The sequence below is a fragment of the Fodinibius sp. GM21 genome, assembly GCF_058386955.1.
On record NZ_JBYEIQ010000004.1, the window covers coordinates 299,363 to 320,944 of the forward strand.

The 21,582-nt window shown below is 42.4% G+C and carries 20 protein-coding genes; 9 read left to right on the forward strand and 11 right to left on the reverse strand.

Features of this window, described 5'->3' with window-relative positions; all coding sequences use genetic code 11:
• Nucleotides 1-105: 105 nt before the first annotated feature.
• The 4 genes from pdhA (at nt 106) to ACT3IB_RS11635 (ending at nt 4,365) form a co-directional block, all read left to right on the forward strand.
• Nucleotides 106-1,212, forward strand: coding sequence for a pyruvate dehydrogenase (acetyl-transferring) E1 component subunit alpha (pdhA, locus tag ACT3IB_RS11620; protein ID WP_491539186.1), 1,107 nt, complete (start codon nt 106-108; stop codon nt 1,210-1,212).
• Between the two features lie 53 nt (nt 1,213-1,265).
• A complete protein-coding gene (locus ACT3IB_RS11625) occupies nt 1,266-2,249 on the forward strand; it encodes a pyruvate dehydrogenase complex E1 component subunit beta (RefSeq protein ID WP_491539187.1) in 984 nt (327 codons plus the stop codon).
• A 101-nt stretch (nt 2,250-2,350) separates the two neighbouring features.
• Entirely contained in the window at nt 2,351-3,601 is a 1,251-nt protein-coding gene (locus ACT3IB_RS11630; RefSeq protein ID WP_491539188.1) for a pyruvate dehydrogenase complex dihydrolipoamide acetyltransferase, read from the forward strand.
• Between the two features lie 359 nt (nt 3,602-3,960).
• The gene (locus tag ACT3IB_RS11635; protein WP_491539189.1) at nt 3,961-4,365 is read left to right on the forward strand and encodes a hypothetical protein; all 405 of its coding nucleotides are present in this window, start codon (nt 3,961-3,963) and stop codon (nt 4,363-4,365) included.
• A 61-nt stretch (nt 4,366-4,426) separates the two neighbouring features.
• On the opposite strand, the gene ACT3IB_RS11640 is transcribed toward ACT3IB_RS11635, so the two are convergent.
• From ACT3IB_RS11640 to ACT3IB_RS11685, 10 genes are all read right to left on the reverse strand, one after another.
• Nucleotides 4,427-7,915 (reverse strand): SPOR domain-containing protein, encoded by a 3,489-nt coding sequence (locus ACT3IB_RS11640; RefSeq protein ID WP_491539190.1) that lies wholly within the window; start codon nt 7,913-7,915, stop codon nt 4,427-4,429.
• The gene (locus tag ACT3IB_RS11645) at nt 7,912-8,736 is read right to left on the reverse strand and encodes a fimbrial biogenesis chaperone (protein WP_491539191.1); all 825 of its coding nucleotides are present in this window, start codon (nt 8,734-8,736) and stop codon (nt 7,912-7,914) included. The genes ACT3IB_RS11640 and ACT3IB_RS11645 overlap by 4 nt, the downstream gene beginning before the upstream one ends.
• A gap of 154 nt (nt 8,737-8,890) precedes the next feature.
• The gene (locus tag ACT3IB_RS11650; RefSeq protein ID WP_491539192.1) at nt 8,891-9,406 is read right to left on the reverse strand and encodes a DUF4402 domain-containing protein; all 516 of its coding nucleotides are present in this window, start codon (nt 9,404-9,406) and stop codon (nt 8,891-8,893) included.
• A gap of 224 nt (nt 9,407-9,630) precedes the next feature.
• On the reverse strand, nt 9,631-10,158 hold the full coding sequence (locus ACT3IB_RS11655; RefSeq protein WP_491539193.1) for a hypothetical protein: 528 nt from the start codon (nt 10,156-10,158) through the stop codon (nt 9,631-9,633).
• Nucleotides 10,148-10,729, reverse strand: a complete 582-nt coding sequence (locus ACT3IB_RS11660) for a hypothetical protein (RefSeq protein WP_491539194.1) — start codon at nt 10,727-10,729, stop codon at nt 10,148-10,150. The genes ACT3IB_RS11655 and ACT3IB_RS11660 overlap by 11 nt, the downstream gene beginning before the upstream one ends.
• An 18-nt stretch (nt 10,730-10,747) precedes the next feature.
• Nucleotides 10,748-11,266: a DUF4402 domain-containing protein gene (locus ACT3IB_RS11665; RefSeq protein WP_491539195.1), complete on the reverse strand. Its 519-nt coding sequence runs from the start codon at nt 11,264-11,266 to the stop codon at nt 10,748-10,750.
• Nucleotides 11,267-11,455: 189 nt separating this feature from the next.
• On the reverse strand, nt 11,456-12,499 hold the full coding sequence (locus ACT3IB_RS11670) for a hypothetical protein (protein WP_491539196.1): 1,044 nt from the start codon (nt 12,497-12,499) through the stop codon (nt 11,456-11,458).
• 126 nt (nt 12,500-12,625) lie between these two features.
• Nucleotides 12,626-13,645, reverse strand: coding sequence for a hypothetical protein (locus ACT3IB_RS11675; RefSeq protein ID WP_491539197.1), 1,020 nt, complete (start codon nt 13,643-13,645; stop codon nt 12,626-12,628).
• Between the two features lie 10 nt (nt 13,646-13,655).
• Nucleotides 13,656-14,234 carry a hypothetical protein gene (locus ACT3IB_RS11680; RefSeq protein WP_491539198.1) on the reverse strand — a complete coding sequence of 193 codons (579 nt, stop codon included), beginning with the start codon at nt 14,232-14,234 and terminating at the stop codon, nt 13,656-13,658.
• A 9-nt stretch (nt 14,235-14,243) separates the two neighbouring features.
• Nucleotides 14,244-14,681, reverse strand: a complete 438-nt coding sequence (locus ACT3IB_RS11685) for a hypothetical protein (protein ID WP_491539199.1) — start codon at nt 14,679-14,681, stop codon at nt 14,244-14,246.
• A 447-nt stretch (nt 14,682-15,128) separates the two neighbouring features.
• On the opposite strand from ACT3IB_RS11685, the gene ACT3IB_RS11690 reads away from it, so the two are divergent.
• Genes ACT3IB_RS11690 through rfbC form a run of 3 tightly spaced genes read left to right on the forward strand, consistent with a single transcriptional unit; the run spans nt 15,129 to nt 17,310 of the window.
• Nucleotides 15,129-15,833 (forward strand): sugar phosphate nucleotidyltransferase, encoded by a 705-nt coding sequence (locus tag ACT3IB_RS11690; protein WP_491539200.1) that lies wholly within the window; start codon nt 15,129-15,131, stop codon nt 15,831-15,833.
• Nucleotides 15,833-16,705: a dTDP-4-dehydrorhamnose reductase gene (gene rfbD, locus ACT3IB_RS11695; RefSeq protein WP_491539201.1), complete on the forward strand. Its 873-nt coding sequence runs from the start codon at nt 15,833-15,835 to the stop codon at nt 16,703-16,705. The genes ACT3IB_RS11690 and rfbD overlap by 1 nt, the downstream gene beginning before the upstream one ends.
• Nucleotides 16,706-16,764: 59 nt before the next feature.
• A complete protein-coding gene (gene rfbC, locus ACT3IB_RS11700) occupies nt 16,765-17,310 on the forward strand; it encodes a dTDP-4-dehydrorhamnose 3,5-epimerase (protein WP_491539202.1) in 546 nt (181 codons plus the stop codon).
• 104 nt (nt 17,311-17,414) lie between these two features.
• Here the strand turns inward: rfbC and ACT3IB_RS11705 are convergent, their stop codons facing one another.
• Nucleotides 17,415-19,955, reverse strand: coding sequence for a hypothetical protein (locus ACT3IB_RS11705; protein WP_491539203.1), 2,541 nt, complete (start codon nt 19,953-19,955; stop codon nt 17,415-17,417).
• A gap of 275 nt (nt 19,956-20,230) precedes the next feature.
• On the opposite strand from ACT3IB_RS11705, the gene ACT3IB_RS11710 reads away from it, so the two are divergent.
• Entirely contained in the window at nt 20,231-20,500 is a 270-nt protein-coding gene (locus ACT3IB_RS11710; protein WP_491539204.1) for a GIY-YIG nuclease family protein, read from the forward strand.
• Nucleotides 20,501-20,536: 36 nt separating this feature from the next.
• Nucleotides 20,537-21,538, forward strand: coding sequence for a dTDP-glucose 4,6-dehydratase (gene rfbB / locus ACT3IB_RS11715; protein ID WP_491539205.1), 1,002 nt, complete (start codon nt 20,537-20,539; stop codon nt 21,536-21,538).
• The last annotated feature ends 44 nt before the right edge of the window (nt 21,539-21,582 follow it).

A 21,582-nucleotide genomic window follows, 5' to 3' on the forward strand; every position in this document is an offset into this window, starting at 1 on the left:
GGATTACCTGTAATCTTCCATAATTTTAGGTATATTTTCAGACCCTGATTTGAGTTAAATTTTCAATTGAAACGTTGTAACAGCTAACCTGCTGTTAAAGTTATTATGGCTAAAAAAGAAAAAAACGCAGAAGAAGTTTCGTTTACCCCAAAAGGAACCGGTATCCGTACCAACGGAGAGATTGTTCGAAGTACGGAATTGCCCGATCCTACAGAGAAGAAACATACTGATCTCGACTTATCTGATGATGATGTTGTAGATATGTTTGAGCAGATGTATTTGCAGCGCCGGTTTGAAGAGCGCGCAATGCAGATGTATCAAAAAGGGAAGTTTGGTGGATTCCTGCACCTATACATGGGACAGGAGGCTATTTCTACCGGAACGACGTATGCCCTGAATGATGACGATGATATCATTACAGCTTATCGCGACCACGGCTGGGGTTTGGTTCGGGGAGTTTCTCCCAAGGAAGGAATGGCTGAGCTCTATGGTAAGGTGACGGGCTGCTCTAAAGGCAAGGGTGGATCGATGCACTTTGCTAACGTTGATGAACATTTCTGGGGGGGATACGGAATTGTAGGCGGACATATTCCCCTTGGCGGTGGAATTGCCTTTGCCAATAAATACAAGCAAAACGGACGTATTACTGCTTGTTTCTTAGGCGATGGAGCTGTGCCGCAGGGCGCATTGCACGAAACGTTGAATATGAGCCAGAATTGGGGATTGCCTTGTATTTATGCCGTAGAAAATAACGGTTATGCAATGGGAACAGCCGTGCACCGACACTCAGTTGGTGAGATTGTGGATCGTGCCGACGGTTATGATATGAAGAAAATGGTAATTAACGGCATGGATGTGTTTACGGTGTATGAAAAGATGAAAGAAATTGCTGAGGACGTCCGTGAGAATTCAGAGCCTTGGTTTGTTGAGATTCGTACCTATAGGTATCGCGGACACTCCATGTCAGATCCTATGAAGTATCGAACCAAGGAAGAGCTCGAGGAATATGAAAAGCTTGATCCGGTGGCACGTATTAAAAACTACTTGTTGGATGAAGATATCATTGATGAAGACAAGGTGGATGAAATTAAAGAAGGTGTAGAGGAAACGGTGATGGAAGCGATTGATTTTGCTGAGGAAAGTGATTTCCCCGAAAAAGAAGCGCTTTACGATCACATGTTTGCCGAAGATGACTATCCTTTCCATACGTAAGGTATAGAACAGATTAACTGTTAATTGACAATTTTTGAAATAAGTACATAGAAATGGCTGAGTTACAATTCAGAGAAGCAATCCGGGCAGCAATTGATGAAGAGATGTCCCAGGATGAAAATATTTTTGTAATGGGCGAAGAAGTCGCCGAATATGATGGAGCCTATAAGGTAACTGAAGGTCTGCTGGATAAATACGGATCTAAGCGAATGATCGATACTCCAATTTCGGAGCTAGGTTTTGCCGGCATAGGAGTGGGAGCGGCCATGAACGGCCTTCGTCCCATAGTCGAATTTATGACCTTTAACTTTGCTGTGCTTGCTGCAGATCAGATTATTAATCACGCTTCCAAAGCGCGATATATGACCGGCGGGCAAGTTGAGATACCGATTGTATTTCGCGGACCCAACGCCTCCGCGGGTCAATTGAGTGCAACGCACTCGGTTTCGTATGATTCCATGTATGCACACTTTCCGGGACTTAAAGTAATCTATACCTCAGAACCGGCCGACGCCAAAGGTTTGTTAAAGTCAGCGATCAGAGATGATAACCCGGTTTTATTTATGGAATCGGAGCAGATGTATGGCTTGAAAGGCGAAGTGCCCGAAGAGGATGATTTTACAATCCCAATCGGAAAGGCCAAGGTGAAACGCGAAGGAAGTGATGTAACGGTGGTTGCACACGGAAAAATGTATCATGTTGCAACCCAGGCGGCCGAAAAAATGGCTAAAAAAGATGTGGATGTAGAAATTGTTGATCCCCGTACGGTTAAACCGTTGGACATGGAAACGATCGTAAAATCGATCCGAAAAACCAACCGATGTGTGATTGTTGATGAGGCTCATCCGTTTGGCGGGTTGGCGGCCGAAGTGGGATATTTGATTCAGCGAGAGGCTTTTGATTATCTGGATGCGCCAGTACAGCGTGTTACGCTGCCGGATACGAACGCACCCTTTGCGAAGAATCTGTTTGACGAGTGGTTGCCGAGTCCGGATCAGGTAATTGATGCAATTAACACCGTTACGTATCGTAAATAATTACCATATGTCATTCTGAACTTATTATAGGATGACAGTGACTTTCGAATTTGTTTTGTTGAATAAAATTACAACCAGTTAACGATTTAAATCTAACTACTATGGCAGTTAAGGTTGAAATGCCCAAGCTAAGCGATACGATGGAAGAAGGCGTTATCGCTGCATGGAATGTTGAAGAAGGAGATACAGTAGAATCCGGCGATGTTATTGCCGAGGTGGAAACCGATAAGGCAACGATGGAGGTCGAGGTTTTTGATGCCGGGACCATTCTTAAAATTCTTGTTGATGAAGGGGATGCCGTTCCACTCGGTGGATTAATTGCCGTTATTGGTGAAGAAGGCGAAGATATTAGTGATATTTTGCAAGAAGCTGAATCTGGTAGCGGTTCCGAGGAATCTTCAGATCAAGAAAAGGAAGAAGCTGACAAAAAGAGTGATGAAGAGGAGGAAAGCTTTGATCCTGTATTCGGTGATCTCGATAAGAAGGGAAATGGTCAGCCGGATGACGGACGAATAAAAGCTTCTCCGCTGGCTCGCAAGATGGCTGAGGAACAAGGTATTAAACTTGCCAATGTAGAGGGTAGTGGTCCGCATGGAAGAATTATTAAACGAGATATCGAAAGTTACGAACCTACCAAAGCTCCTGCTGCAGCACCTGCAGCTACGGTATCGCGTGAGGACAAAGAGCACCGTGTATCACAGATGCGTAAGACCATTGCCCGCCGACTGTCCGAAAGCAAGTTCAGCAGTCCGCATTATTATGAGACCATTGATATTGACATGAGTGCGGTTTGGGATGCTCGAAAGCAACTCAACGAAATTAGTGATACTAAAATCAGCTTTAATGATATTGTAGTGAAGGCGGTTGCAACAGCACTGCGTCAGCATCCCGATATCAATAGTTCGTGGCAGGGAGACAAAATTATAGAGCATGGCAATGTAAATGTTGCCGTGGCGGTGGGTATTGACGAGGGACTTGTAACCCCGGTCATTGAAAATACCGACCAGAAAGGGTTACAGCAGATAGCTGCCGAAAGTAAGGCACTTATTGAGAAAGCACAGAATCGTGATCTGCAGCCCGAAGAGATGGAAGGTAGCACCTTTACCGTCAGTAACCTAGGCATGTTCGGAATTGAAGAGTTTACGGCAATCATCAATCCACCTAATGCTTGCATACTTGCTGTGGGAGCTATTCGCGAAGAACCTGTCGTCGAAGATGGGGGAGTGGTTCCCGGCAAGCGAATGAAAGTCACCCTGTCCAGTGATCACCGTATTGTGGATGGTGTATCAGCAGCTAAATTCTTAAATACGCTGAAGCGTATGCTCGAAAATCCTTTGGGTATGGTTCTATAAGAATCTGTAGCTGATAACAAATTAGGTTCAAGTCCTGAATCGAAAGGTTCAGGGCTTTTTTTATTTGCTCTTAATTTTTTACTCAAACATTCCGCAATTACGTTCATTATAGTCAGAAATTGAAAGTGATGCCCGTCTACTTTTAATTGATATCTTGCCGCTTATAAGCCCTCATTTCTCTTGGGATTATTTTTCTCCAAATATGGGTTTATATCTAAAATTCTAATCTTTGTAAAACAGGCTCCATATCCTCCTATGGATGCATTAGTATATTAAGAAGCTCTAATTAATATTAGAAATTTTTAATATTAATAAATTCTAATATATTGAGGATAGAGAGAAAATGCGTAGAGGCGATTATGATTAAACAAATACTTATATCAACAGTTCTAATCATCGGGTTACAAGTCAGTTCTACAGTTGCGCAACAGTCAGCACAGGCGTCGATGAAGGTAAGTGTTGAAGTTGTAGAGGGAGCCAGTATTGCGATGAGCCAGCCGGACAAGGTTAATTTATCTGAAAACGGCAATTCTATTCTTGGAGCGATGCGATTGCAGGGTAGTGATAATACCTTGATAAATGTATCCAATGAGCTTCAACTCTTTAATTCGAATGGCAATCAAATAAATATTAATATTACAGCAATTAATGATATTGAGCCTAATAATGCTGATAACATTCGCTTCGAGGGATTAAAGTCCCAAAATAGTCCTGAGAGAGGTTCTTACAGCGGGGAGCTGAAAACAACTGTAGAATATCTATAGTCTCTATTATAGAAGAAGCATAAAAGGGCCGATTGGTACAATTTCCTTCTCTTCTGACCTTCTATTTTTCAACCAGTATGGTAATCGGATGCTCTATTTCAGGAATATCCGCAAGCTTTTGTTGCAATGCTTTGGTCCGCGTCCATGAAGTAAGTCCTTCAATAAGAATGGTTCCATCAGAAGATATTTTAACCTCAGCTCCTGATACAGGATCAATCAGGGGTTTTAGTTCTCCTTCATTAAGTTCATTCTCCGGATCCGCTATTCGAATTTGGAAACTGAACGTCATAGCCCGTTCTTCTTTCTTACCAAGAAATAGTGAGTAGTTTTGGATCTTTTCTAAAGAGGCATCCTTGTACGAAGGGTTAGTTTGTATGGTAGAAAGTTGGGCTTCCACCTCTGCCTTGGAATAATATCGCTGATCTACATAAACCAAATACTTGTTGTTACCTTTATCGAAGCCAACAGCAGTTTGAATTCCCAAATCTTTTTGGGACTGTTCAGCAAAACGGTTGGCAGTTTTTTCTGTTGAGAATGCTCCCAGCTTAATAAAGTCGGATTGGGGATCGTCAGGTTGAATATCCTGGCTATCAAGAACAACGAGTGCAGCTCTCTCAAAAGCATTGCCGTGATAGGATAATATGTTTTTGAGAGCTTGCTTGCGATTAGGCATGGGGAAACTACGAATCGCGTACAGGTTAGTGTTTGTATTTAGGACAACACTAAAAGATCCGTTCAGTCTGCTTGCCGCTTGCATGGCAACTTCTTTAGCTTTGGATAAGGTCTCGAAACTGGCAATCTGGATCTTATAATACAGTTGCTGATCAGAGATATAGGTAGTATCATCTGTTGCTTTTGGAGATGTAGTATCAGCTGTAATGGGGGCTGTTGACTTTGGTGACAGGGTAAAATTTAATCCTTCTACGAAATCACCCTCGGCCAGGGCCTCAACTTCAACCTGCATGGTATCGGGGTCCGAATTGACATCAAGAAATTCGAGCTGTTTGTCATCTATGTACAAATTATAGTCACCGGGTGGAATCTCATAGGCATAAAATGTGCCGTCGCTAAAAGTGCGCATTTCTTTTGTATACGTGGTATCCTCTTTAGAATCCAGATAAACGCGTAGGCCGGACTGGGGGTTTTCATTCCCTTTGTTCATGTTAACGACTTTGCCCGATATCACGCCGGAAGTATAGAACGGAATATCAATCGGTTTATACTGGTTCGGATCTGTTACGATAGAGAACTGCTCTAATTTTGGGACCAGCAAAGGGTTTTTTATGGCTGATTGATTGATCTCCATATTAATTCTGTGGTAGGACTGAAGCTGGCTGAAACGAAGGATACCCTCTGATGACGTAGACATCACGCCCGCTCGTCCTATTCGAACGGCTTCTTCATTTATGACGTCATCGCCTTCGTCATAATTCCCTGAGTTGTTTGCATCTACATAAAGGCGAACGGATGTTGCGGAACGTCCTACCTGCTGCCTGTTCGAAAAGGTTAGATCGTTATTGTAATCATCATATCCGATTGAGCCTCTTATATTCTGTGAGAAGGTATATTGGTTTCGTATGTTCCTGGCATTTGTAGTACTACGAAATGCATTGAAATCGATGGTCAGACCAACGTTAAGGAAATTTAGATCATTTAAAAAATTTCTGGAGTAGGAAGCCTGAATTCTGCCGTGTTCAAATATGCTTTTGGAGGCTTGTATTTCGGCTTCTCTGAACGCTCCAATACCGGGGCTATAATCGATACTACCGCTGATGAAGGTATTTTGAAGATAACGCGGTATGTTGGGTGTTCGGGAAATAAGATAGGTAGCGGATGCGCTTAGGTCAGAGCTGTTGCTTGGATTAAAGGAAAAATCACCAAACTGACGATCTCTATAGCTGAACCTCAGATTCAGACGATTGATCCGAGAGTTCAAGTCAATGGAATAGCTCATATTATCCTGTGGTGAATTCTGAGCGTAATTTCCCTGAAATCGAAAATTTAACGGTACCTCTCCTATGGATATAGGGAAAAATGCATTGGCCGAAAATTCCTGCTCGTTACCAACGGGATTATAAATCCGATTGTCGGTATAATTGGTATAGTTTACACCCCAGCTGGCAGAGGAGGGATAAATAACATTCCCGGATATTCGATAAAATGCATTGGGAGCGATATCGAGATTCACTAGGTAATCGTCGAATATCCTCGCAGAAGTAGAACTGAAGAATACGGGGGATTCCTTGGAATATTCATTAAAGTATTCTACCCCAACTTGTTGGGTCAGCCAGTTGGAAATTCCGTACGCAATATCGCCCTGGGTCATATAACTTTCTGTGGTAGTCCCAAAAAAGGCATTATCCAGTTGACCGGCATTAAAATGATAGCTGACTTCACCTTCAGGCAGAAAGCTAAATGGGATCTGTATTCGTTCCTCTCGTTCTCGGATGCGACCGTCAGGACCATAGATGCGCAACTTCAACCGGGAAGTTCCATAGGTAAGGGGCACTAAAAAACGATATTGTTCATCTTCGGTTATTCTGGTGAAATCATAGAGTGCATTGTTGTAGTAAAGCTCAACTTCTGAGCCAATGGGAGCGGTACCCTCCACCTCATACGAATCATACATGTAGCGGGGCTCAACGGGTTCGTTTGTTAATCGAATGCCTGTAAAATTTCGGCTGATTAAACCATCCGAGCGTGTTTGCCCGGCATAGATTTGGCTTAGATAATCGTTATTCCGCATGACGTATCGCCACCGAAGATTGTTGGTGGTAAAGTTAGATGAACCTCCAGAATAGCTGCCAAATGCAGAACCCTCGAGATCACCGCCGGCTACTTCCGCTCCAAGATCAAAATTATAGGTATAGGAGTTCTGGGTTTCGTTTATATTAGACGTGAGTGAATAATCGAAAAAGCCGCCACCGAAGAGGGTTCGATCTCGTTCAAAAACAAGGGGATGATAATTTTGTCCAATACTGGCTTTTTCTTGACGTTCTCTGCGCCGTTGCCGTTCGTACTCTTCGACGATGGGCAAGGTGTTTGGAGTTTCGAGCTGTAACAGGAGATTATTCAGGTCAACAGTAAAATTGAGATCAAACACTTCTGACAGCACATCGAGGCTTACGTAGAAATCGAGCTCTTTGACCAGCATTTGGGAGGCATCATACCGGAAGGTTCCTTTATTTTCCAGCGTTACTTCGTAGTTGCCAAAGTCAAAGCGAAAATTGTTATCGGGATCAAGATAAAAACCTTCGATGGTTAAGCTCCCGTTATCTACCTGATGAGAGATTTTGAGACTGTTAAATATTTCTGAAACCGGCAGATAATAGGTACCATCTTCATAATAGGCGGTTATTACCCTTTCAAAAAAATTACGGTACGTAAAGGAAAGAAATATCTCTTGTTGATTCGACTGTTGCTGCTCCCCCCGTTGCGCTTGAAAAGCGGGTGCCGGTGCAGCCCTGTTCAAATTATCAATGGAAAGGGCAGGCGTACTTAAAGTGAATAGAAGAAGAAATAAAATTAAAAAACGTCCTTCTTTACTCACTTTTTGGTGAAGCTTATGGATTGGGATACCGGTTCCATTTGAACGATATTTTCCGAAGGAACGTCGGGGCGCTGTGTTTCAAATGTAATTTCAGCTGTATATTCTCCATTTTCCAACTCATCCTGGGCTACCTCAAATACTTGTCGGTAGTTAAAATAGATAGAAGTGGAGGTACGTTTTTCAACCACGGTATTACCGTTACTGTCGGAAATGGTCAAAATGATAGACCCGAGAAAAGGAGAGTTGCCCGATCTGCTGACATCGGCAATAAACTCGAAATGACCTTCCGAATTGTGCTGGGTAAATTCCCGGATATTTATTCCGGTGTTGGTATTCCCGTGTTTATAGAATAGGGTCGTAACCTGCTCAAACTTATAGGTGATTTGGGCTGTGATACCATCGTCGGTTTCTTCCCCAACCGCAGGATTTTGAGCACTTGAGGTTGTTTTAATGCGCGTCCAATAGGTGCCATCCGAAAAGTCTTTAGGTCGTACGGTCATCCGAACGGTTTGGCGCTGACCGGGTTGCAGCACAAAATTTTGTGGAAAGCCCTTGACTAAATTACTGATACCATATTGATCGGCCCTGCTGCTGTCGTCGTAAACCATCTCAACGTTTCCCTCCTTATTGGTAGTAGGATAACCGAAGGGAAATTCAATTGAGACCTCTTGAGCCTGATCAGATCCGTTTAGCACCAAGAAACTCCCAAAGCGTTCTTGCTGGTCGATAAAAACCATCGTAGGAGCGATGGTTATTTGCGCTTTGACGCCTGTAAGAAGCACCCCAAAAAGAAGCAGAAATATAAAGGACAGTTTTTTCATCTCGGGTAGACTGGTTTTGATTACCGGTTGGGGGAACCTAAGAAATTTGCACAAAAAAGCATAGGGAACTGCTGTTGGAACTGTTCTGGTCTGTCTATAAATAAAAAAGCCAAGACGGACTAGGTCTTGGCTTTTTGAATATTATACTGACCCCTTAGTTATAAGAAGCTGTCAGGACAATGGTACCTTCATAAGTTCCCGCTTCTTGGTTCGCAGCAGGATTTACTTCGCCACCGATATATACGGAAACATTACCATCAGAAGAAACATTACTATCCCAAAGATCAATGTCAGCATTTCCACTTGGGTCAAATACATTATAGTTAGTTCCATCATCGCTCCAAGCTGCATCAGTACTACCAAAATTAATTGGCATGGTAGTAGAACTACTATTATTCACAAGATTATTTGGAAGTGAAAAACTCAATGAAACTGATTCGTTTCCTTGAACTGTAAATATACCTGCGTTGGCAGCATCATATGATACAGGGGTAGCACTACCTGAAGGCACAGTGCCAAAGTCTAAATTTTGAGTACCAGTTAGAGTAACAGACGATTGTATTGTAGCAGAAGCTGTAATGTTATCGCTTTCTGTTTGCTGTGCATTAGCAACTGTTGTTAATCCTGCCGTGATTAGCAGTGCGAGAGTAAGTTGGAGTAATCGTTTCATGGTGTTAAGCCGTTTTTTTATTGTTTGTAGATAAATTGAATTTCTTTTTTTGCTTCACTTCCAAGATAAAAATGATCTCTTGGGTCTCCTAGTTAGAGCCTTTTAATTAAAGGATTCTAAACTTTTCTAAATTTTTATGAGTGTGTTTCATACTAGATAGCTTGCAACACTAAATATCCTAAAAGGCGTTTCGATATGGCAGAAGATTAATAAATTGTAATGGTCTATTGGTAGACGACGTTCAAAACCAATGTGCCCGAGTAGGAGCCGGGAGTGATATCGCCGACGTTAATATTACCAAAGATATACACGTAGCCCGTTTCCCAGACCTGGTCGTTATTTTCTCCGCTGAGGGTTATTTGTAATTCATTATTGGCAAACGGTAAATAATCTTGATAATTGGTTGCTTCGGGGGCATAAGCCGCATCTAACGTGAGGGGGATGGTATTTGTAGTATCTTGGCCGCCAGACGGTGTTAAGCGGTCGGGTTTTTGTAAGGTCAGTATTGCGCTTTGTGCTGCAAGAGCCCTGATTTTAAAAACGCCCATTTGCGGGTTGCCCAATCCAATTTGATGGGTCCCGCTGTTGGTGACCACTGTGCCAAAATTCAAATCCTGTAGCACTTCAACGCTTAACTCAGTCTGTACATCCAAGTTAAAATTAACAGTCTGTGCAGTAGTACAGTTATTCCAGCTGACAATCCCCAAAAGCAGTAAGAAAAATAAAGCTGAAATAGATTTCTCAATTTGCATAACTGACATTCAGGTTAATTGTCCCGGTATATGTACCTGCTCTATCATTTCCAACATTAATATTACCATATAAGTAAATATAAGATAGCACGGTATTATTGTTGTTGGTGTCGTCGCAATTATTATTTGGATTATTTCTTTTGTCATTACAGGCCCAAGGCGGTGGACCAGAGGTGTTTTGATCATCATATGCCGGATATACAGCGTTATGACTATCTGGGAAATCCACGGCCTGAGTTTTGTCATTATCTCCCGTGTTGGCATACGAAGCCCCTAGAGTAAAGGGTAGCGAATTGTTGGCATCCAGCTGAAGAGAAGGCGGTGGTGATAGTGTTACCTCTAAATCTCTATTGCGAGCAGATTCAATGCGGATCACCTCCGTGCCGGGGTCCATGAGGTTTACAGATACCTGCCCTTGATTTTGAAGGAGCGTACCAAAATCGAGAATGCCATCGGATAGTACCGTAACCGTTATGCCCGGGGGGGCTTCCACGTTCAATGCGAGCATTTGCGCATGGGTGGCTCCAAAGGGGAGGAGTAGAAACGCCAATGAAAGTAAAATTTTCCTCATGATTATTCTAAGCGTTCATTAAATGTATTCAACCTCAATGGTGAAGTCGCCGTTGTAATTTCCCGGCTTGGCATTTTCGACGTTTATCTGTCCGCCGATCCAGAAAAAATACTCTCCATTACTGTTGAGGGTCAGATCGCGATTGTCGGTTTGCAGTATTTCAGCCGAACTCTGATCGTCTTCATCATTGCCTGCAATTTCATAAGTAAAAGTAAGGGTGCCGTTGCCACTGGCGTGTCTTAACGTACGTTCGCGTACAAAGCTAACCCGAATTTGAGAATCGGCGTTACCCAGGGCAATCATTTTACCCGTGTTGGTATCCGTAAGCGGATTGATGGAAATACGTTGCTGGCTGGGCTGTACAGGGCTAAAATCCATATCTCGTACCGTTACCATTTCTATGGATTCGACTACTTGCGCAGAAGCACTGATGCTAATTCTGCTGGACGCTCCGTCCTGATCTTGTGCTGTTGCATTGAGAGTAGTAAAACCTATTACTGCTAATATAAGCAGTAGCGCTGTAATAGTTCTTTTCATCAAAATTCTAAGTTGGGTAATTGCCGTTGGTTCGCACTATGTCAACGAAATTTGCTATCAAATGTTGGCCAAAACTTAACTGTCTTTTGTAGTTAGCTTAAAATAAAAAATGCAGAGGAAAGGTTCCCTCTGCATTAGTAAATCTTAAGGTAGATAAGCGAATCTTAAGCCACTTTTAGTGGAAGGTATTTAGTTATAGATGCTGACAGGTTTGTATGTTTTATCCAGTGCATTTCGTGCAGCTAAATCAGCATATTGATGCATTCTGCAATCGTACTGGATGCCAAAATTACCATTTATACTGAGATCAACATTTTTACTGCTGCTGGTAGTACCAACCATTACAGAGCCGTTAAGATTAGCAGTACCATTTCCAAGTACAACATCTTCGTCTTCGAAAACAATTAAGCCGTTGAATTCAAAATTCCCGTTAATTCGACCGCCATCCCTAATTACAAGAATGCCGTATCCGGTAACATTTCCGTTTAATTTTGTTTGATCATCAATAACAAATACCCCGGGACTAGCCGGTCCCGAGCGATTTATCTCAGTTTTGTCGGTTACTTTGGTCCCTCTGTTAATAAGTCGAGCGACCGTTTCTTGGTAATCAGTATAGTCTAAATCACTGTCAACTTCGATAGCCGGCGAACCCGAAATTCCTTTTTTGTTGCCACCGCCTCCTTTACCTTTTCCTTTACCACCACCTTTTCCGGTTTCATCTTCAATTTGATCTTTTTGGTCATCCCGGATGACTTCAACCCCTGGTTTATCCGGGCAACCGCTTACTGCCGAAGCATTACCGCTAATTGAGAAGGAACCTCCCATTTTGCTGACCGTAAAATTATCAGTGATAAGCGAAAGGGCACTTTCAAAAGCGGGAACCACGCCTACATTATCCTGGATGAGATGACTGGCTATGATCGTGTGATTTTCAGGTGCTCCCGCTATTTTGCCCGTCGAGGTAATGCGAAGAGTGTCGGAAATTTCTTGAACTGAGTATTCTACTGATCCGTAGTCAAATTGCTTGCTTGTTTTTCCTGCCCATGTGCCATTTTTATCATACTTGGTTATGGCAAACTGCACACCGGTATGAGCAAGGTTTTGCACAGTAGCCCTGTTGGCAGCTTTTACAGAAAGTTTAGTCATACCTTTTTTCTGATTAGACATGCCCATAAAAGTATACCCGAGGGCAACGATTAATCCTGCGATGATAATGAGCATTGCTCGACCCATAATGTCATAATTTTCTTAAAGTTTTTTTTATCTCTCGTGATGTATTTTTGATCTGCCTCACTGACGTGCAGAAACAATAATTTATAGTATCGGGTGCTAACAAGCTAAAAATAGGAGTAAAAGTTATTATTCATACATACTTATTGGAGTGTAAAGAGTGGTGTTTAGAGCTTTATTTACCGCTGCATCTGCATATTTTTCCTGAGCTTGGCAGTCATAATTTGCTATCATTTCCCCATTGCCCGTTATATCTAGGTTTTGTCCATAATCCGACATCGCCATAATAGATCCATTAATCGTTGCATTACCTGCAGCTCTAAATTCTGTTTCATTCTCAAAAATAACCAAACCATTAAATTCAAATTGACCAGCCAATGTAGCATCGGCGTCTATTTCTAACTGTGCATTATTTCGTACAATCAGTATTCCATACCCATTGGTCTGCCCGGATATAGTTATTTTGTTGTCAATGGTATAAATGCCGGGATTGTCACTGGTGCTATTATCAAAATCACTTTGATGATTAATGGATGAAGCAAGGGGAACCAGCCGGTCTATTAAATTCCGTAAATAGTCATGTTCAATTTCTGAACTTTGTGCAACATCTGGATTTCCTTCTATTCTACTATCACCATTGTGATCGTCAACTTGATTGGGATCATGAACTGTCAAGCCCGGTTTGTCTTCACAAGTTCCACTCGCATCATTCCCGCTGTAGTGGGATTTTGGATTAGAATTGGAAAATGAAACGCTACCACTTACACTACTTAAGGCACCTTGAAATTTAGGTACAACTTGCTGGTTCTTACTTATATCATAGGTAGCAACAATAGTGTGGTCATTGCTTGCTCCGGCCAGGTTTGCAGTAGAGGTTATTTCTAAAATTTCATTTGTGACATCATGATTGATTGAAACCTCAACGGTTCCCTTCTCAAGATTAAATTCCCCCCCACTCCAGCTATTGTCTTCATCAAATTCTTTCAGGGCAAATTGGATGCCGGTATGCGACAGATTCTGTGCCAATGCCTTGTTGGCCTTACTCACAGATTGACTTGTTAACGCCTGCCGCTGGTTGGACATCCCCATAAAGGTGTAGCCAAGGGCTACCAACATTCCTGTAACGATAATTAACATTGCTCTTCCCATAATAGTACCTCTAAAATCTTAGATTTAACGGAGTAAATTGTTTTTGCCAAGTTACTTCAATGTATTCTGGATTAGATGAACCCAAACCGCCGACCTTCTCTTTGCTTTGTAAAGTATATGAGATATCAATAAATCTTATTTTATCCCGTTCGGCTTGAGCTCCTCCTAATAATGTCGAAATCAAGCTGGGTGAAATTGGATTTTTGTTATTGTCAAAATATTCAATCTGAAAATCGGATACATTTTTAAACGTTGTTTCCGTGCCTCCAACATCACGCGTCAACGTATTATCGCTGCTGTTGTACTCCCAAATTACGGTTTCTTCGGAGCCATTATTGTCAATATCTCCCTCAAATTGGATTTTGCCTTCTTGAGCATCTTTGATAGGAGAGGAGATAGCACCCATTTCTTTGTATCCCATATTGGGTATATCCTTTCCGAGAATCTCATTAATGGTATTAGATCTTGTTTCAGTAATCTGACGCATAGTAAGCTGTGTGGAGCTTTGTGAGAGATTCATATTCATCGTCAGAATACTTAGCAGTAAAATTCCTGCTATAATAAAGCTGGTGGTCAATCCTAAATTCATAGAGCTTATTTATTCGGTTTTATAATATCTGCGTAAATACGGAACACGAATTTCAATATTATCACCGTTGTTATCCGTTAGATAATCACTGGTCACGGTTACAACCATCTTTTTAAATTCGGTATAAGGTGTTCCCGTATGTCCGTTGGACATATCGAAGCCGGAAGATGGACTTACGTATAAAACCTGAATACTTACATCAAACGCTCCGTCTCCAGACCCTTTTTGCCAATCGACAGTCTCGTTCAATCCATGGAAGTCGTCAAAGTCATTGAAATCTGTAGCATTGGCTTGGCCACAGGCACTGAATCCGTCAGGAACCGTACTGGGCGGCCCACTGGTTGAATTGGCATCAAAAGGCAAGGCACGTGCCTCGTCTATGTACGTTTGGGCAATGGCAATGGCCTTCTTTTCCGCAGAACTCTCTATTTCTTTCTGGCTGTTCATAAAGATCATCCTGTTGGATGTCAGCAAAATTAAGGAAAACAGTACCATCGCCGCCATTGTTTGTATTACTTCACTGTATCCTACCATCGCTTTACGTCTTTAAAGTTATGTTCCCTCTAATAAGAGTCTGTAAATGTTTTGTACCCTTGTTACTTATTTCACGACCAATATTAAAATAAATGCAATTGAGGCCTAATTAAATTTCATTAACCAATATTGTATTTATTTAAACTTACGGGTATAGGTAATAGTTATAATCAAGAGAAAGGGTCTATGGGGGTTGTTACAGATTAATAGTATTTGTTCACAGATGCTTTTAATGTGGTATTTTGAGATTTTCGATATTTCGAGCATGAAAAATCACATTAAAGCCTCTATATTGAATTCTTTTTGGCACTGTAACATTATAATTGACTAATATTCTTTAATCACAGATATCATCCATTCATGAAAGGAATTATTTTAGCGGGGGGGACGGGATCGAGGCTTTTTCCATTGACAAAAGTGACTAATAAGCACTTGTTGCCGGTGGGTGATAAGCCGATGATTTATTATCCCATACAGAAATTAACCGAGGCTGGTATTGAGGAAATATTGATTGTTACCGGTACCGAACACATGGGAGATGTGGTAAACCTGCTGGGTTCCGGTAAGGACTTTGGCTGCCGGTTTACCTATAAAGTACAGGATGAGGCCGGTGGAATTGCCCAGGCACTGGGACTTGCTGAAAACTTTGTGGGCGATGATTCCATGACTGTGATTCTGGGAGATAACATTTTTGAGACCTCCCTGCAGAAAGCTATAAACTCTTATCCCGGAGAGGGAGCACAAATTTTGCTTAAAGAAGTGGATGATCCTGAACGATTTGGTGTTGCCGAGGTAGAAGGTGATAAAATTGTTGGAATCGAAGAAAAACCGGATCAGCCGAAAAGTGACTTGGCAGTGACCGGTGTGTATATGTATGATGCCCGGGTGTTCGAATTTATTCGCGACCTGGAGCCGTCCGATCGTGGAGAGCTGGAGATTACAGATGTCAATAATCATTACATCAAGGAAAAGGCTATGCGGTTTTCTGTGATGGAAGGGTGGTGGACCGACGCGGGAACTCCGTCATCTTATAAGCGTGCGAATAAACTGGTTGATTCTGAATAATGACGAAAGCAATACTTCTTGGGGCGTCGGGACAATTAGGCAAAGAGTGGCAACGCGGCATTAACCGATACTACTCGGATGAGATTGAGTTGTTTTGTTACACCTCAAGCGATCTGGATATCACTCATTATCAAGAGGTGTCTGACGAGTTTCGCGAGCAAAAACCGGATGTGGTGATCAACTGTGCTGCTTATACGGATGTAGATGGGGCAGAAGATCACAAAAAATTGGCCCGCAAGGTTAATATGGAGGCGCCTTTGTACCTGGCAGAACTAAGCCAGCAGCTGGAATTTAAGCTTATTCACTATTCGACTGATTATGTCTTTCCCGGGACAAAACTTAATAAGAGGGAATTTCCGGAGGGCTATTCGGAAGATTATCCCGCTGATCCCGTGAACTGGTACGGCAAAACCAAGTGGGAGGGGGAGGAGGCTATCCGACAGACCGCCGAAAATCATTTGATTATGCGCGTGTCATGGCTATGCGGCCAGTTTGGTTCTAATTTCATAAAAACTATGATTAAACTGGGACAGGAGCGCGACGAGCTTCAGGTGGTTGATGATCAGTGGGGAAGTCCTACCTTTGCCGAAAACGTTGTTGACAATGGCCTTAATTTTCTTCGGAAGGATATCATTGGCACGTATCATATTACATCCAAAGGATTGATTAGTTGGTATGATTTAGCCAAGGCTATTTTTGAGATAAAGGATATGAATGTTTCATTGGAGGCTGTTGACTCAGATGCTTTTTCTACCAAGGCGAAACGTCCGTATTTTTCGAAGCTGAGTACCCAAAAGATTGAAGGCCTGGATGGAAGTAAAATTATTGAATGGAAAAAAGGACTAAAGGATTTGTTGGATCATCTGCAGTAAAATTCTATCCCCAAATCATTATATTAGTTTTCAAATTTTAATAGCTACACTGAATATAAATGGAGATTGTAGAGACAAATATTCCGGATGTACTATTGCTGAAGCCGGAGATATACAGGGATGAACGAGGTTTTTTTCTGGAAACCTATCGGGAGGAGCATCTCAAGGAGAAAAATATAGATGTCCATTTTGTGCAGGATAATCTCTCCAAATCCCAAAAAAATACCGTGCGTGGCTTGCACTATCAGATCGAACGACAACAGGATAAGCTGTTGATGGTTATGCAGGGAGCTATCCTGGATGTTGCGGTGGATTTGCGTGAAGGTTCTCCTACATTTGGAGATCATGTAGCAATGGAACTCTCATCCGAAAATAAACATCAGATGTTTATTCCCAAGGGATTTGCTCATGGGTTCTCAGTTCTTTCAGATGATGCATTAGTATATTATAAATGCAGTGACTATTACCATCCGGAGGGGGAACGGGGATTGTTGTGGGATGATCCTGCTCTCGACATTGATTGGAAAGTTGCTGACCCCATTATCTCTGAGAAGGACCAGCACCAACCACGGCTTCAGGAAATTAAAGGTGAAGACCTGTTCTGAATTTTTGGCTCAGCATAATTATAGGTGTGAAGATCACCAATCATTATGCTCTTACCATAAAATGAGTCTATCCTGCAGCACTATCGTTCTATTTGTTTTGATAATCATTTACGACTCGATTGCGGGTTGCGACCGGTTCGGGCACTGCGTTTGCTAATACTAAATGAGCTATTCTGTAGTAATTCACTATAACCACCTTCATTAGAGTCAGGATCAAAATGGACATTAAAGTGGAGCTTACTACCGGTCATTGTCACCGTAAGTGTCCCATTACCGGGCATATTATCACCGTCTGATAAAGCACTAAGCTTGTAGGTCCACTGGTGAACATTATCTCTCGGAGCAACTTCGGTTACCGGTGATTCCTGCCAACCGCCTTCCTGGGCTAAATGATTTTCCTGGCCTGGATTTTCTGGTGAACAATTCTCATTTCCACCCGTAGTTCGTGCCCATACTCCAGGTCCACATGGGTCATCACCGCTACTTTGGAATTTGGCTGATGAAAAGTTTTCTCCTGTATTTTCAAGGCTCAAACTATAGGAAGCTGCTTCTAAAGCATCCATCAAACCATCGGCGTCAGAATCCGGATCTCCCATTTCTAATTCAACATTTAGCCCGGCAGCATCTCCGAGTCCATCTCCATCCAGATCATCGCCATTGTTCATTGATTTTTTCAATGTTATGTCTCCATACCTGGCCCTGCCGGGTCGTTTCCTTTTTGTTATAGTGAGCGACGCAGTTTCCATAAATTCTGGAAAACCATTCTGTTCAGTACTAGGCATAAGATTGGTAGGATCATCTGCCGCAATTCCATGAATTTTTGGCGGTATAGCTGTATTTACGGAAGTAGAATCAAAGTCATTCTCACCTGTTTCATTACGAACTGCATTGGTCTTGTTCGATCGGGATGAATTATGATTCTGGGCTCCAACTATTGAACTATCAGCATCAATGTCCGTATCGCTACTCTGATCATTGATGCCCTGTGACCGGTTCAATCGGCTGGCGTTATGACTGGTCGCCATGGCCGTCTCATCATTATTCATATCTCCATTCTGGCTACTTCTCATGGCTTTTTGAGAATCAGTGGACATCTTCATTGTTGCCACTTCCATACAATACGAACTTGGTTGCATGTTATATCTTTGTGAGGGGGGCGGATCAGTATTGTTATCACCATCTCCGTTTCCACCGGCATCAGCCAGTTCATAAATAGGACTGTTTGCACCTGCAGTACTGAAATCATCCTCACTGCTATCGTTAGCTTCAGTTCTTGCAAGCGCGTTTTCTCCACCGACAGCATCACCCTCGTAAATGGGAGAATGTCCATTTTCAAGAGCCAGACCTAAGGCTTTTTTTCCTTTAGCTGACATACCACCAACCTTTACAATTATTCCGGTAGGATTTGCAAGCCGAGCCATCCTGCTTGCCTCCCGTATAATTTCTTCGTTGCCTTCCCGATCATCTTCCGTTCTGGATTTGTTGGAACGGCTTGAGTTATAGTCTTGGGCCGGAGCAATCTTTTCTCCGGGATGTGGGCAGGGGGTACCGTCGTCACAGTCACCGCCGCCATCTGCTGCCCGAGTAGATGGCCTATTGGATCTGCTAGAATTATAATCCTGAGCCATTTCAGTTCCATCATCGATACCGTCGCCATCCGAATCCGCATCATTGGAAGTCGTTTCTCCAGGTTTTACACACCTACTGTCATCGCTATCGTCACAATCGCCTGCTTCTGAACCATCCGGTGCCGCACGGCTTGCAATATCTCTATGGATCACCCCTTCCTTATGTACCTGTCTAGATTTACCGAATTTAATTTTAATACCCACTGAAGTAAAGAAGTTTGTCTGTGGGGGAGCAGCGCTTCGCTGGATTTCCGGGGCATTATCAAATTGGAAAAACATCTCTTGGGGATTGTCCATCTTCCGTATTTTGCTGAGGTCTTTCTGGGCATAGGTGAATTCATTCTTAGTCAGGCGATGCTGAATGCCGGTTGTCACATTGATGGCAAAGCGGTCATTTCCGCCGGGACTAAACTGTATCTGAAACTCGGGACGAAGAGCCGCCGACCACTTGCTATAGCTATCTCCCGGATTAAAACCGGAAAGCTGCAACTGACTATCCCCGGAGCTGCCGGCCGGATCATTAAAATTGACAGATGATTCAGGTGGTGAATTATAGGTGAGAGCAAGGTCAAGGCTGCTGCGAAAGGTTACCGGTAAGCGGCCGTCTCTGCCAAACTCAAATCGTGGGCCTATTCCGATATAGAAGGAGGTCCACTTTTCTCCATTTCTGGCAATGGAGGTAAAGTCTTCAAATCCTGCAGTATACTGGTCTGGATTAAAGGAAGAATCGTAGGACATAAAACCTGCATTCAACCCTGCCCCCAGTTTACCTGGCATATAATTGAATCCAATCTCAGGCTGAATGGCAGAGTTGACACTGGGATTTCCAATGAGTCCATTGCCCAGGTTTAGATCCATTGAAAACGGATAGTAGGCAGGACTTTGCTGAGCAGTACTCTGATAGGGAGCAAATACCATCAGAAGCAGGAATGTTAAAATGAAAGTGAAGGTGAATAAAAACTTGTTGGCAAACCATATCTTAGCCTTACGGAAAGCGTTGGTTGTAGTCGTCTGCATAATAATAGTATTAGGTTAAGCGGATCCCGATATTCCGATTTGAAATAATAAATATTCCTAAGTAAGGCTATCTGCAACAAAAATACAACTTTAGTGGAATACGACCTATGTTATGGATCCTTCATGGGAAAATGTTTGTAAAAAAGAGGCTTAAATTGTATTTCACAGGACAAGATTAAAACAACGAAGAGTTTAAATTATAACTAAAGGTTCTAATGAGAATATTAGTCACAGGCGGGGCGGGATTCATCCCGTGAAATGATTGCAGGGGATATATGAGTACGTTTTACTATGTATATGTTTTGAAAAGTCAGAAAGACGGTAATTGGTATACCGGGTATACCGAAGATCTGCAATCACGATTTGAGCGACATCAGGCTGGAAAGGTACAATCAACCAAGCATCGAAGGCCATTAAAACTTATCTATTTTGAAGGCTGCAGGAATCAGGATGATGCTATAAGACGTGAAAAATATCTGAAAACCCACTATGGAAAGATGTTTGTAAAGAAGCGGCTCAAATCGTATTTCACAGGACGAGATTAAAACAACGAAGAGTTTAAATTATAACTAAAGGTTCTAATGAGAATATTAGTCACAGGCGGGGCGGGATTCATCGGATCTAATTTGCTACTATATTTGCACGAAAAGTATCCAAATTATGAGTTGCTTAATATTGATAAACTTGGCTATGCGTCAGATCTATCCTATTTAACTGGGATTAAAAATTCTAACCGTTATACTTTTAAAAAGCTGGATATTGTAGACCGTGATGCTGTGCGGGATATTATTCGAAGTTACAAGCCCGAAGGCGTGTTTCACCTTGCTGCAGAATCTCATGTAGACAACTCTATCAAGGGACCCGAGCCGTTTATTCAGTCAAATGTGGTGGGGACGTTTAATCTTATTGAGGAGTGCCGACAGTTTTGGAAAGAAGAGGAGGGGCGTTGGCAAAATAACCGATTTTTACACGTTTCTACTGATGAAGTTTACGGAGAGCTCGGAGAACAGGGCGCTTTTTCAGAAGATTCACCATATGCCCCCAATTCACCGTATTCGGCATCAAAGGCGGGTAGCGATTTCATTATCCGATCCTACTTTCATACCTACGGGATGAATGTGGTTACCACCAATTGCTCTAATAATTTTGGCCCGCATCAGCACGATGAAAAACTAATTCCCACGGTTATTCGTACGGCCCTGAACCACAATGATATTCCTGTTTATGGAAAAGGAGAAAATGTGCGAGATTGGCTTTTTGTCCGGGAACATTGCCGTGCCTTGGACCTGGTTTTTAATGAAGGAAGATCGGGAGAGACCTATATTATTGGCGGCAATAATGAATGGAAGAATATTGACCTGGTTAAGAAAATCTGCAATATCTTAAATGAGGAGGTCGGTGATGCACCGAGCTCGGATTTCAAAGATCTTATTACGTTTGTGAAAGATCGTCCCGGGCATGACTTTCGTTATGCTATAGACGCTTCTAAAATTAAAGAAGAGCTGGGATGGGACAGCAAGGAGTCTTTTGAGCAGCGTTTGCGAGAGACGATAAGATGGTATATACAACGATATAGGGAGTAGGTCCTCGCTGGCGGTTTCTTGGTGTTCGCTTTCATGTCAATATT

Excerpts from the sequence above, each read along its gene's own strand:
- ACT3IB_RS11685 (WP_491539199.1), bottom strand. The coding sequence starts at position 14,681 with ATGAACAGCCAGAAAGAAATAGAGAGTTCTGCGGAAAAGAAGGCCATT.
- ACT3IB_RS11680 (WP_491539198.1), bottom strand. The coding sequence starts at position 14,234 with ATGAATTTAGGATTGACCACCAGCTTTATTATAGCAGGAATTTTACTG.
- ACT3IB_RS11660 (WP_491539194.1), bottom strand. The coding sequence starts at position 10,729 with ATGAGGAAAATTTTACTTTCATTGGCGTTTCTACTCCTCCCCTTTGGA.
- ACT3IB_RS11625 (WP_491539187.1), top strand. The coding sequence starts at position 1,266 with ATGGCTGAGTTACAATTCAGAGAAGCAATCCGGGCAGCAATTGATGAA.
- ACT3IB_RS11710 (WP_491539204.1), top strand. The coding sequence starts at position 20,231 with ATGAGTACGTTTTACTATGTATATGTTTTGAAAAGTCAGAAAGACGGT.
- ACT3IB_RS11675 (WP_491539197.1), bottom strand. The coding sequence starts at position 13,645 with ATGGGAAGAGCAATGTTAATTATCGTTACAGGAATGTTGGTAGCCCTT.
- rfbB (WP_491539205.1), top strand. The coding sequence starts at position 20,537 with ATGAGAATATTAGTCACAGGCGGGGCGGGATTCATCGGATCTAATTTG.
- ACT3IB_RS11645 (WP_491539191.1), bottom strand. The coding sequence starts at position 8,736 with ATGAAAAAACTGTCCTTTATATTTCTGCTTCTTTTTGGGGTGCTTCTT.
- ACT3IB_RS11705 (WP_491539203.1), bottom strand. The coding sequence starts at position 19,955 with ATGCAGACGACTACAACCAACGCTTTCCGTAAGGCTAAGATATGGTTT.
- ACT3IB_RS11655 (WP_491539193.1), bottom strand. The coding sequence starts at position 10,158 with ATGCAAATTGAGAAATCTATTTCAGCTTTATTTTTCTTACTGCTTTTG.
- ACT3IB_RS11630 (WP_491539188.1), top strand. The coding sequence starts at position 2,351 with ATGGCAGTTAAGGTTGAAATGCCCAAGCTAAGCGATACGATGGAAGAA.
- ACT3IB_RS11690 (WP_491539200.1), top strand. The coding sequence starts at position 15,129 with ATGAAAGGAATTATTTTAGCGGGGGGGACGGGATCGAGGCTTTTTCCA.
- ACT3IB_RS11635 (WP_491539189.1), top strand. The coding sequence starts at position 3,961 with ATGATTAAACAAATACTTATATCAACAGTTCTAATCATCGGGTTACAA.
- ACT3IB_RS11670 (WP_491539196.1), bottom strand. The coding sequence starts at position 12,499 with ATGGGTCGAGCAATGCTCATTATCATCGCAGGATTAATCGTTGCCCTC.
- ACT3IB_RS11665 (WP_491539195.1), bottom strand. The coding sequence starts at position 11,266 with ATGAAAAGAACTATTACAGCGCTACTGCTTATATTAGCAGTAATAGGT.
- rfbD (WP_491539201.1), top strand. The coding sequence starts at position 15,833 with ATGACGAAAGCAATACTTCTTGGGGCGTCGGGACAATTAGGCAAAGAG.
- ACT3IB_RS11650 (WP_491539192.1), bottom strand. The coding sequence starts at position 9,406 with ATGAAACGATTACTCCAACTTACTCTCGCACTGCTAATCACGGCAGGA.
- pdhA (WP_491539186.1), top strand. The coding sequence starts at position 106 with ATGGCTAAAAAAGAAAAAAACGCAGAAGAAGTTTCGTTTACCCCAAAA.
- rfbC (WP_491539202.1), top strand. The coding sequence starts at position 16,765 with ATGGAGATTGTAGAGACAAATATTCCGGATGTACTATTGCTGAAGCCG.